Genomic DNA, 12,379 nt, shown 5'->3' with positions numbered 1-12,379 from the left:
CTTTACCCCCTTGGAACTTGGTGCGTAAAGAGGAATTTATCCATGATCATATCAACCAACTCAATAACCCCTTCCCCTGTTTTACAGTTGGTTAGTACATAGGGACGGTCGCCACGAACGATTTTCGTGTCGTGTTCCATCACTTCAAGGCTAGCACCAACATAAGGCGCTAAGTCAATCTTATTAATAACTAAAATATCAGCTTGTACTAAACCTGGGCCATTTTTACGTGGAATTTTTTCACCTTCAGCTACATCAATGACATAGATGTAGAAGTCTGCTAGTGCAGGACTAAAAGTTAAAGTAAGGTTATCGCCACCACTTTCAATCATGATCACGTCGCTATCAGGGAAACGTTCTTCCATATCTTCAACTGCAGCAATGTTCATGCTTGGGTCTTCACGTACCGCGGTGTGAGGACATGCCCCCGTTTCAACACCTAAAATTTTCTCTTCATCAAGAATACCTTTCAAGGTACGTTTTACTTGTTTCGCATCTTCGGTCGTCACAATATCGTTTGTGATGATTAGCGGCTTAATGCCTCTTTCAATAAGGATCGGGGTGATCACTTCAATAATTGCAGTTTTTCCTGAGCCAACAGGCCCACCAATTCCGATCCGAGTCATTTTTTTCATCGTTTTTCCCCAAAATTTTTAGTTGTTCGTTAGTTCATAAACAAACGGACAAATGATTTAGTGTGTACCGCAGCTAAGACATCAATAACAGGAACATATGAGGACATTTGTTCTATGTCACCACAGGCTGCGATGTCACAAAAAACCTTAATTTCTTCATTTAATTCAAAAAGAATATGCTGAGTTTCATAGTGAGTGATACGCATTAATCGCATCGCCGCACTTAAAATTGTCATGGCAATACCATATTGGTGCATCACGACAACATCTCTTTCTGTTATTCCTTGTACTGCCATAACCATGGCTTGTATCACCGGCTGGGTTCCCGGAACCTCATTCGCTTTGATTTTTGCAAGCCATCCACTCACTAGTGGATCTTCAAAAATATGAACTGAGATTTCAGCGAGTTTTTTCCCCATTCGGGTTGTCATTATTCGTGCTTCTTCATTCAGCTTGCGGTTATTTACAGCCCAATCAATTTTCGCCAATGTGTCGCTATCTTGAGCAAGAGTGGCGCGATGTGCAGCCACAATAGCAATGCAATCTGAATGTGCAGCAACCTTCAAAGACGTGTGAACAAAGGATTTCAGCGTTTCTTTGTTGTGGACAACACTTTTTTGAATGGCGGATTCAACCCCATTTGAAAATGTAAATGCACCAATTGGCAATGCTGAATCACCAAACTGCATAATTCTAATTAGGTCAGATGCTTCCATATCACTTTCCTTACTCATTAACACGAACGTTATTTGTGTGTATGAGAGTGCCCATGGTCATGATGATGATCATGGTTGTGATCGTGGCTGTGCCCATGACTATGGCTGTGTCCGTGGATCTGCCCTAATTCCACATGAACATGCGTATCCGTTTCTTCTGCCCCACCAAATAATAAACGCGCTTCAGAGTGGCTCAATTCAGGTAAAATAGTTTCGCCCTTCACGAAGGTAAAGGTGTCTTCACCAAAACCATGCGTTCGCATGACCGACCCCATTACCTTTTCACTTACCGTTAGCGGTACGTAAACAAGGTCTCCCTTTAAAACGGCTTTCCAGTGTTGGTTACCTAATGCATGCCCTAATTCGAAGCTAATACGAATATGTTCTTCTGTACTTAGATTTTTTAGGTGGGATAAGTTGACCATCATGACGTCACGTAAGGAGATCTGAACTATCGTCATTGCGTTGGTAGCTTCATCAAATAGCAAAACGTCGCCATCAGATAACAAGACATTCCTGTCCAGCGCGATACCTAAATCTTGGCCTTTTTCGGTATTTTTACGGCAGCGGCTTTTCTGAGCTTCTCGTTGATCGAGGATCAAAATATCAACATCAGCATTTTTCTGACGTGCTTGCCACACTGGGTCTTTTTTAACATTGCCAAGAATATGTTCAATAATGATCATAATATTACCTTTTATGTTAATTCTGCCCACCACCGGCGGGCAGATAATCCAAACATGTACTGATTAGCTAAAGAAATAACGTTGGTTCATTGCAGCTTCGCTAATCGGCTGGCAAGTTGCGTGTTCACCATTCACTTTTACAGCAAAAGTTTCAGGATCAACTTCGATATTTGGTGTTTCACCGTTACGCACTAAATCACGTTTCCCGATAGCTCGGCAGTTATTGACTGCAACCACTTGGCGCTCAAGATCGGCTTTTTCTTTAATGCCATCATCTAATGCTGCTTGTGAAACGAAAGTCACACAGGTGTCATTGACAGTTTTACCCATCGCACCAAACATTGGACGATAGAAAACAGGCTGAGGTGTTGGCAAGGATGCATTTGGATCACCCATTGCAGCCCAATTGATCATGCCACCTTTAATGACCAGTTTTGGTTTAGCCCCAAACATACGTGGGTCCCATAATACGAGATCGGCCATTTTGCCAACTTCAATCGAGCCTAAGATATGGCTGATGCCTTGAGCAATTGCAGGGTTGATAGTGATTTTTGCCACGTAACGCAGAACACGGAAGTTATCATTACCCGGAGCATCTTCAGGTAGCTTGCCACGGGAAGCTTTCATGGCGTTCGCAGTCTGGACAATACGTAGCCAGTTTTCCCCCACACGCCCCATCGCTTGTGAGTCACTTGAGAACATCGAAATAGCGCCCATATCATGCAGCACGTTTTCTGCTGCAATGGTTTCAGGGCGAACACGGCTTTCCGCAAATGACACATCCGAAGGGATATTTGGGTTCAGGTTATGACATACCATGATCATGTCAAATAGCTCTGACTGGCTATTCACGCCAAACGGTAACGTTGGGTTGGTTGAACTTGGTAATACGTTAGGTTGGCTAACAACTTTAATGATATCTGGAGCATGTCCACCACCCGCACCTTCTGTATGGTAGGTGTGAATAGTTCTACCTTCAAAGGCCTCGATGGTGTCTTCAACATAACCACCTTCATTTAAGCTGTCTGTATGCACTGAGATTTGTACATCAAATTCATCAGCAATACGTAACGCATGACGAATAGCGTTCCCTGTTGCGCCCCAGTCTTCGTGAACTTTCAGCCCCGCAGCACCTGCAACTAATTGTTCGATAAGTGGCTCACGTGTATACGAGTTACCTTTCCCTAAAATACCCACGTTAATAGGTAAACCTTCGATAGCACGTAACATAGAGCGCATGTTCCAAGGGCCTGCCGTCACTGTTGTACCGTTAGTTCCATCAGTTGGGCCAATACCGCCACCAAAGAAAGTTGTCACACCATTTGATAACGCGGCATAGGCTTGTTGCGGAGAAATCAAGTGGATATGGGTATCAATACCGGCAGCCGTTAGGATTAAATGTTCACCAGAGATAGCATCCGTAGATACCCCGACAACCATGCCCGGTGTGATGTTATCTTGAATATTTGGGTTACCACTTTTCCCTACACCAACAATTTTACCCGCTTTAATCCCCACATCGGCTTTAATGACACCTAAACGTGCATCCACGATGGTGACGTTAGTGATAACTAAATCCAAAACGCCATTGTCGCTGGTAAAAGTGTTATTTGCTCCCATACCATCACGTAAAGATTTACCTCCACCATAGACAGACTCTTCGCCATATCCACGTAAATCTTTTTCGATTTCAATATATAAGTCGGTATCGCCTAAACGAATTTTATCGCCTACTGTTGGCCCGAATAAACCGTTGTATTCTTGTCTAGAAATTTTTGGCATGTTATTTACCTTTAATGTTAAGAAGGTGCATTGTTATTCATCATTACTGACATCTAACGCGCTTACTGTTCCTTATGCTTAAAACCACGAGCAATTGCTTTATTTAAGGCGATTGCTTTAGCAGGACGTTCAGTAGCGGCAACGTTGTCACCCGCCCAACCATCAACAAGGTTATTAAACCCATAGACACTTTGTTTTCCGCCATAAGGGATCAGTGAAACTTCTACTTCATCACCTGGCTCAAAACGAATTGCCGTTGTAGAGGCAATATTTAAACGCTTACCGTAAGCCGCTGCACGGTCGAACTCTAATGCATGGTTAACTTCAAAAAAATGAAAGTGGGAACCAATTTGCACAGGCCTGTCACCGGTATTACGGACTTTAATTTTTGTTTCAGGTTTGCCAACGTTGAACTCAATAGGCTCATCTGCAAAAATAACACCACCTAAAGGAGTCGGGGCTTTAATGTTTGTTTTTGAATTACTCATATTTCACCTCATCCTTCATTTATTTAATCGGATTATGGACGGTCACTAAACGAGTACCATCAGTAAAAATAGCTTCTACTTGAACATTTGGAATTAAGTCTTCCACGCCATCCATAACGTCTTTTTTTGTTAAAACAGTCGCTGCTTCTTTCATCACATCCTCAACGGTTTTACCATCACGGGCACCTTCAAGTGCAGTAACCGTGATAATGGCAACGGCTTCGGGATAATTTAATTTCACGCCACGTGCGCGGCGTTTTTCAGCCACATCAGCAAGTGTGTAAACCATCAATTTTTCAATTTCTCTTGGGGTTAACTGCATAACGCCTCCTCAATTGATAAAGCTTAGTGTTAATACTGATAAGTAATCATTTTATGAGCGAATAACTCATTTTATTTTTAAATATAAATTGAGTTAAATATCTAATAACGACGAGTTAAATAAATAAAATTCACACCAATAAACATTCAAATTAAGATAATCGAAATAAGAGTTTTTATTTATTGATGACTTCCTACATTTAATTTTTAAATAATATTTATTCACTGAGTCCAATTCATAAACTGTTGTTCAGGCAAAGAATTCCATAGAGATTGAAACCACTTCCCTCCTCCGCCTTGCTTTAATATTTCACTGCTGAGTACTTCTTCTAAAACACCATTACGCAATAACGCAATGCGATCAGCAAAACGCACCGCCATTGCAAGGTCGTGAGTAACCCATAAAACACCTTTACCAGCAAAGCAAAGAGATTTGATATGTTGTAGAAGTTGTATCGCATGTTCATCATCTAGCCATGATGAAATTTCATCCGCAAGAATATATTCAGCTTGGGAGAGCGTCGCGCTACAAGCGAGAACGCGTTTTGCCATTCCCCCTGAAAGCTTATTGGGATAACTATGAATTAAATCTGCTTGTAAATTGTATTGCTGTAAGTGCAATGCAACGTCATGCATTTTAATATGCTGCCCACTTAATACCGCAGCACGTTCAAGTTGAGGACCTATCTTAATGAGTGGATTTAATGCACTAACCCCTTGTGGGATATAGCACAGTGAATTACCGCGATATTGTTGTTTTGACTTTTCTGTCAACTGGCACCCATTTAATACAATATCACCGCGACAACGCATATTTTCAGGTAATAAACCTAAACTACTTTGTAGAAGTAAACTTTTCCCTTCTCCACTTCCTCCTACCAATGCAACCATTTCACCTGGCGCAATATCCAATGAGATATCTTGTAAAAGTGGAGACCAACGCTTTTTGCCTAGCCAGCGAAATTTCGCAACATCAATCGTTAGGTTATCAAAACTTAGCATCAATCGCTCCTCAACCATAATTGTTGTACCGCTTTAGCAAACTGATCAAATAACAGCACTAACCCAACTAATGCGACGCCCGGAAACATGGCTAACCACCACGCACCAGTACTTAAGTAACGCAATGCATCGGAAAGTAAAATACCTAACGATGCTTCATGTGGAGACAAACCAAAACCCAAAAAACTCAATGCCGCACTGTGTAATATCGCATGTGGGAACATCAATAACGTCCCTACTAACCATTGTGAAAGGATCATCGGTAAATAGTCATATCGGCATCGGTAAAGCGCACTATTTCCAATCCGTTTCGATAACATGATGTAATCTGTTTGTTGCACTCGAAGCAACTCGGAACGTAAGACCAACGTTAGCTTTGGCCAGTGAGTCAAAGCAACAGCCCAAATTACGCCCACTTTTCCACCACCTAACGTAAAGCAAATCAATATCAATAATAGCAAGTGAGGCAAGGCTAACAGGGAGTCAATACAGCCACGAATAACATAATCCATCGTCCTACTGAACGAAGATAAACTTGCCATCACAAGCGCTATCACTCCACTCGATAATGCTGCGGTGGTGCCAATTTGTAAGCTGGTCGCTATTCCTTGAAATACTCTGTCCCACAAGTCTCTACCTAAATTATCCGTACCGAATAAATGTGCCCATGAAGGCGCTTGTCGACGGTCGAGTAAATTCACATCCACATCAGTTTGAGAAAGCCATGCGGCATAAGCCCCTAAAACCAATAAACATAACAATGAAATAACTAACTTAATTAAGGCTTTATTTGGGTTATAAGTCATGGCTCTCGGAGTACCCCTTTATTCACTCTCTTAAGCATCATGTCAGAGATACTATTACTAAAGAAAATCACTACCGCACATAGCATCACGATCCCCATTAACAAAGGGATGTCACCACGTAAGCCAGCATCAATGGTTGCTTGGCCTAATCCAGGATAAGCAAACACTTTTTCTGCTAGTAATGCTCCGCTGAGCAACTCACCAATAGAGGCGAACTGTAAACATATTGCGGGTGTAATCGCATGTTTTACCACATGAAAGCTTATCATCGACCACCCTTTATCCCCTTGAGCTTTCGCGTAGTGGATAAACTCACTGTTCATCACCTCAGCAACTTTCGAACGAGTATGCAGAGCTATATTACCAATGCCTAACATCCCTAGAGCCACTACAGGTAACACAAGATGGTGCACTTTTTGTGACAGTGTGGATGATTGTTCATCTAAGCCAATCGGCCAAGCGCAACAAATCGGTGCCCACTGTAGTGAAACAGCAAAAAGTGACAATAACAGTAAACCAACCCAAAAAACGGGGATCGACGCCAATAAATAAGATAGCGTTGAAATAATTTTATCTGGCCATCTATTTAGGTAGCGCCCTGCTATCAGCCCCAAACCAAAACCAATCACCCCAGAAAACAGCCACGCCGATAATAACAAAGCTAACGATGGCGCTAACCTATCGGTAATCACCTGTGATACAGGGATGTTATAGAGCATGGAGTACCCCATATCACCTTGTAACAACTGAGAAAACCAACGCCAAAACTGCATCCACAATGGTTGGTCAAGCCCCCAGCGAGCCGCAATCAACGGATACTGGTCTGGGGGAACATGCATTAAATCATTACCAATATAGGCTTTAATTGGGTCTATAGGTGAATAGCTAAGGAGAATAAAAACCCCAAATGCAGTCACCACTAATAAACAGATAAACCTGAACAAAAGCCCTATGGTTGTCCGCATTACTTGCAGGTCCAAGCCCAGTCATCAACATTATTCAACACTGACCATGAACCGTGGATTTCAGGTGCCCCTTTACCTAGCTCAACACAGTTATTCAATAAATAAAGGTGTTGTACGTTCATTAACCAAGCCCAAGCGGCGTCACCTTGAATACCAGTTCCTGTTTGTCCATCCCAATCCACTTTTTGCCAAAATGGAATAGCTGCATCTTGATCTGGTTGGCGAAGTGCTTCTTCTATCACCTTATCAACTGCGGGATTTTTATAGTAACCTGCGTTATAAAACCCGACACCCGCCGCTTTGCTGCTGTAGTTATGCACCAGTTCCATTGGGTCAAGGCTCCCCCACCCAAATAATGTTGGGTTGGCATGCATGTACTTTTCCACGGTTTCCCAACTGCCTGATTTTAAATCCATCTCAATGCCAATCGGCTTTAAGCTAGCCCTTACGGCTTGCGCTAAATCACGACGAGTGCTATCACCACTGGCATACCACAGTGTCAATTTCGCAACCTTACCGTCTTTTTCTCTTAAGCCGTCTTTATTAATTTTCCAGCCAGCGTCTTCCAGTATAGATTTCGCTTTTTCAATATCTCCATCTTTAAACGAAGATTGAGGGTTATTCCAAGGCAAGCCTTCAACGCCCGTATAAGCAGGAATAGCAAAGCCTTCTAAAACAGCATCTGCTAATAGTTTGCGGTCAATGGCGTAATTGATCGCTTTGCGAATAGCAACATCAGAAGTAATGTCGTTACCAATTGGGTCGCCTGAGGCATTTTTCTCGCCCGCTGGCGGAATTGGGAATGAAATCCCTCGGTTTTCAACACTATGGCGTTCAATTAGTTTCATACTTTTGACATCTTTAGCATTACTCGCGACAGCTGCGGGAATGCGTACAATATCTAGTTCACCACTTTGAGCGGCAGCAAAAGCGCCATCTTCATTGAGAAAGACAAAAACCATTTTATCGAAATCGTTTTTAGGCCCCGCATAGAAAGGGTTTCTTTCTACGATTAATTGCTGGCCCGGCTGGAAATTCACTAAACGGTAGGGGCCTGCTCCGATAGGGTTATGTGCATATTTTTTTGCATCATATTTATCTGCTGAAACAATGCCTAATGAGCCCAAAACGTTAATAAAGGTGCTTTGGGGTGCGGATAATGTGATTTTAACGGTTGATGGGTCAATCTCCTGCGCTTTAGCAAAGTTCCCCATATCCACTTTTCCACCACTTGCTGCTGCATTGTTATAGGTAAAAACGACATCTTTTGCCGTTAAAGGGGAGCCATCGGAGAATTTAAGTCCATCCTTTAATTTTAATGTCCACTCTTTACCATCATCTGAATGTTCATATTTCTCAAGCATGTAACTATGCCATGACAAATCCGCTTTTTGCTTGAGTAATGGGCTATGTAAAAGTAAATAGCTGCCGTGGCTCCAACCTAACATTGGGTCAAACCCCTCGGTTGGTTCAGAGCCAATCGCTAGACGCAAAGTTTGTGGTTGCTGTGTATCGGTCGCAGCATTTGCACCCATCGATAGCCCCATAAAACAAATAGCCTGAATAGCTATTGCTATTTTCTTTTTCATATACCCATCCTAAATTACCAGCTGTATTTAGCAGCTACCCCAACCGGTGGTTCAAATAAACCCACCAATTAGGATAAACTGCAAGAAACAATATATTTGCTAACTAATCTGCTTTTTCTCGGTACGCGTCTTCGTCAAATCCAACAATATCTAAATTGTCACCAACCGCATTTTGGTCGACTCTAACTGGCGTAAATTTATTGATTATCCAAAGAATTAAGATTGTAAAGACAAAGGACCAAATACTGGTAAAGACAACAGCTACAGTTTGCTTCACAATTTGCATGCCGTTACCTTCAATTAACCCCGCGGGACCTTTCGCATTCCAAACCGTTGATGCAAATACACCGACTAAAATTGAGCCTGTAATACCACCGACACCGTGCACACCGAAAACATCTAATGCATCATCTAAATGGCGTCGGACTAAGAAAACACAGGTATAGCAGACGATACTGGCAATAACCCCAATAATTGCTGCAGAACCTATTGAAACATACCCCGAAGCCGGTGTGATAGTAGCTAACCCTGCTACAGCCCCTGTTAAAAAACCGACAAGTTTAGGTTTTCCTGTATGGAAGCGTTCAATAATAAACCAAGTAATTGCTGCAAATGCGGCGGCGATATCTGTAGTAATAAACGCTGAAACAGTTACAGTATTGACTTGCAATTCAGAGCCCGCGTTAAAACCATACCAACCGAACCACAATAAAGCCGCGCCAAGTGCAATATACGGAATATTGTGAGTACCATCCGATTTAACGACTCTTTTACCGACATATAACGCTGAAGCAATTGCAGCGAAACCTGCTGTTGCGTGAACGACAATACCACCCGCAAAATCAACAACCCCCCATTTAGCGAAAATACCATCTGGGCTCCAAACCATATGAACGAACGGTGCATAGACAAATAATGTCCATAGGGTTAAGAATACGAGATAAGCAGGGAAATTAACTCTATTTGCGAAAGCTCCGGTAATTAAGGCTGGAGTAATAATCGCAAACATCATTTGATATCCAAAATGAACCAGTATTGGTAAGCCGCCATCATTACCGGTATACATCGTTTGAGGGCTTATGTTATTCAAGAATGCATAATAAAATGGGTCACCGACAATCCCATTAATCGAGGGACCGAACGATAATGAATAACCAACAACAAACCAAATAATTGCCACCCACCCCATAGAAAAGAAACTCTGGGACATAATGGTAATAACGCTTTTACGAGAGACTAATCCACCATAGAAAAAAGCAAGTCCAGGAGTCATTAGCATAACAAGGCTCGTACAAAGCAGCATAAATGCAGTATTTGGGACATCCAAAATTGACAATATATTCTCCATGGATACTCCTAAATTAACATAACAATATTTAAATATTAGAAATGATTTATAATTGAAACTATACTCATAATAGAGTGATCAGTAAGATTATCAATAAAAAAATCGAAACTAAATTCAATAAAAACAATTAGTTCATTTTTCAATTGTCAATAAATGATATTCCTCTGTTTTTTAATATCCAAATAAAAAGCACCTACTATATTTTTAAATTTTTCGTTAGCATTAGCAAATAACTACTCGACTTATCCGGCAAGCTTTTTCATCCCAAGCCTGCTACTTCACAACATATCGATAAAAACAAACCCTTTAATTACAGATGGTTATATAAAAACCAAAGCTTACCCTAATATATGAGCAGCCCCTAAGGGAAAAAGCTATAGCAAAAATTACCTATAACAGTAGGCTGATTTTGCCATATCACAGATATGTAAAAGCTTAGTATTTAATACAGTTCCGATAATCAATTTTTAAGTAAAGTCAAAACTTATTGACGCTCATTCTCATTTTTAGCTAACGCTGAAGAGAATACATTAATAATATTTTGTCTATTAAAGTACTTTTTTCTTTTAACCACAAATAACCAATCCAAATAAGACAATCTAAAAGAGAGTAAATTAAAGTTTTCTTTAAAGAAACCTAAACATGTTTTCCAAATAGGTGTTGGTCACACACCCAAAAATACTCCCTCAGCAACGATAAGCTTAAACATTCACTAAAAACTAAAGCTATTTTCCAGGGTAAGACCCCAAGCGCTGATAATCATTGACGGAATACAAGCTAAAATTAAGGCTACATAATTAATCTGACTACCTGAATAGAGGTCTTTTATACACCTTATGACTTAATTACCAGCTAAGACCCCATCAATATCATCGTAGGATAACGCTCAATATATCCAGATGTTATGTATCATAAATTATTCCTTTTCCATTACAAATGCCGTAAATCTTCTGGAATATTTTTCTTTAAAATACGCCAAAAATCCTCTGCTGTTTTATTCAAGCGAGTATCCATGCGGTAAATGTAAGCTTGAATAGGTATCGTTAATTCTGGGGTGTTGAGACAGACTAGTTTTTTTTCTTTTAACTCATTAACTACCGAGTAAATCGGCAACCATGCAATTCCATGACCATCCAATGCCATATTTTTTAGCAATTCGCTCATTGATGACATAAAGAGTGTTTTAGAGTTAATCGCACCAAACTCACTTAATCGACGATTAACTAACCTTCCCATATAAGAAGCACTGGTGTAGTTCAATAACGGTACTTGAGGTTGGTAGATATCAAATAACGGTTTGCCAAACTCATCCGCTGCACAAATTGGGTACAACTCGGACTCAAACACATTTAAACAAGAAAATGGCGACTGCATTAAATCCTCATCATAAAATGAAATGATAAAATCGCTCTTCCCTTCTCGCAACGTATTTACCACTTGAACCACATCAATGGCTTCAACATGATAGACAAATTCTTCCCCATAACCTGATAATGCATGAACTAACTTAGGCAATAAGCTTAATGACAGCGAATGCGCCGCAGCAATTTTAATATTGGGCAAACTCAGCACATTGTGCCCAGATAATTCATTTAAGTTACATTCTAATTGCTGCAATAAGCTACGAGCTTGGGAATGGAATATTTTACCTTCCTCAGAAAGCTGTAAAGGGGATGTGGTTCTATCAAACAATTCAACGCCTATTGCTTCTTCTAATGCCTTGATTCGGCGACTAAAAGCGGGTTGAGAAATATTTCGTTGTTCTGCTGCATGAGAAAAATGCCGACATGACTCCAGTGTTAAAAAATCATATAGCCACTTTGTTTCTATATTTTTCATGTTATTAAGCCTTAAGTGGACTTGCTGTTAAAATATAAAACATTAAAAGTTTTTTTATTGATATCTTAAGTTAATTGTTAGTTAAAATATTAAGCTGATATTGTAGATTCATTATTTGTATTATGCATAAGCCTACCATTTAAAACATTAACAAAAATCAAAAACTAATTTTATTTATTTCATATCTTTTCCACAAAGCCAA

General features: G+C 40.6%; 12 protein-coding genes. All 12 read right to left on the bottom strand.

Annotation, left to right across the window (positions count from 1 at the left end):
* Nucleotides 1-2: 2 nt before the first annotated feature.
* Entirely contained in the window at nucleotides 3-635 is a 633-nt protein-coding gene (gene ureG, locus ABE954_RS04475) for an urease accessory protein UreG (RefSeq protein ID WP_042848769.1), read from the bottom strand.
* Between the two features lie 29 nt (nucleotides 636-664).
* Nucleotides 665-1,351: an urease accessory protein UreF gene (locus ABE954_RS04470; RefSeq protein WP_282554404.1), complete on the bottom strand. Its 687-nt coding sequence runs from the start codon at nucleotides 1,349-1,351 to the stop codon at nucleotides 665-667.
* A gap of 29 nt (nucleotides 1,352-1,380) precedes the next feature.
* Nucleotides 1,381-2,037 (bottom strand): urease accessory protein UreE, encoded by a 657-nt coding sequence (gene ureE, locus ABE954_RS04465; protein WP_042848771.1) that lies wholly within the window; start codon nucleotides 2,035-2,037, stop codon nucleotides 1,381-1,383.
* A 63-nt stretch (nucleotides 2,038-2,100) separates the two neighbouring features.
* Nucleotides 2,101-3,819, bottom strand: a complete 1,719-nt coding sequence (locus ABE954_RS04460) for an urease subunit alpha (protein ID WP_042848772.1) — start codon at nucleotides 3,817-3,819, stop codon at nucleotides 2,101-2,103.
* A gap of 62 nt (nucleotides 3,820-3,881) precedes the next feature.
* Nucleotides 3,882-4,307 carry an urease subunit beta gene (locus tag ABE954_RS04455; protein WP_042848773.1) on the bottom strand — a complete coding sequence of 142 codons (426 nt, stop codon included), beginning with the start codon at nucleotides 4,305-4,307 and terminating at the stop codon, nucleotides 3,882-3,884.
* A gap of 19 nt (nucleotides 4,308-4,326) precedes the next feature.
* Complete coding sequence (locus ABE954_RS04450; RefSeq protein ID WP_042848774.1) at nucleotides 4,327-4,629, bottom strand: urease subunit gamma; 303 nt, start codon at nucleotides 4,627-4,629, stop codon at nucleotides 4,327-4,329.
* Nucleotides 4,630-4,850: 221 nt separating this feature from the next.
* Nucleotides 4,851-5,630, bottom strand: a complete 780-nt coding sequence (locus ABE954_RS04445; protein WP_042848775.1) for an ATP-binding cassette domain-containing protein — start codon at nucleotides 5,628-5,630, stop codon at nucleotides 4,851-4,853.
* Nucleotides 5,630-6,436: an ABC transporter permease gene (locus ABE954_RS04440; RefSeq protein ID WP_042848776.1), complete on the bottom strand. Its 807-nt coding sequence runs from the start codon at nucleotides 6,434-6,436 to the stop codon at nucleotides 5,630-5,632. The genes ABE954_RS04445 and ABE954_RS04440 overlap by 1 nt, the downstream gene beginning before the upstream one ends.
* Nucleotides 6,433-7,416 (bottom strand): ABC transporter permease, encoded by a 984-nt coding sequence (locus ABE954_RS04435; protein ID WP_370661901.1) that lies wholly within the window; start codon nucleotides 7,414-7,416, stop codon nucleotides 6,433-6,435. Before ABE954_RS04435 ends, ABE954_RS04440 begins: the two co-directional genes overlap by 4 nt.
* Nucleotides 7,401-8,990 carry an ABC transporter substrate-binding protein gene (locus ABE954_RS04430; protein WP_166685457.1) on the bottom strand — a complete coding sequence of 530 codons (1,590 nt, stop codon included), beginning with the start codon at nucleotides 8,988-8,990 and terminating at the stop codon, nucleotides 7,401-7,403. Before ABE954_RS04430 ends, ABE954_RS04435 begins: the two co-directional genes overlap by 16 nt.
* 103 nt (nucleotides 8,991-9,093) lie before the next feature.
* Nucleotides 9,094-10,338 carry an ammonium transporter gene (locus ABE954_RS04425; protein WP_131680461.1) on the bottom strand — a complete coding sequence of 415 codons (1,245 nt, stop codon included), beginning with the start codon at nucleotides 10,336-10,338 and terminating at the stop codon, nucleotides 9,094-9,096.
* Nucleotides 10,339-11,268: 930 nt separating this feature from the next.
* The gene (hypT, locus tag ABE954_RS04420; protein WP_042848780.1) at nucleotides 11,269-12,177 is read right to left on the bottom strand and encodes a hypochlorite stress DNA-binding transcriptional regulator HypT; all 909 of its coding nucleotides are present in this window, start codon (nucleotides 12,175-12,177) and stop codon (nucleotides 11,269-11,271) included.
* Between the last annotated feature and the right edge of the window lie 202 nt (nucleotides 12,178-12,379).

The sequence above is a fragment of the Providencia sp. TYF-12 genome, from assembly GCF_041344805.1.
Lineage (GTDB): Bacteria > Pseudomonadota > Gammaproteobacteria > Enterobacterales > Enterobacteriaceae > Providencia > Providencia huashanensis.
This window is presented reverse-complemented; position numbering and strand designations above follow the sequence as displayed.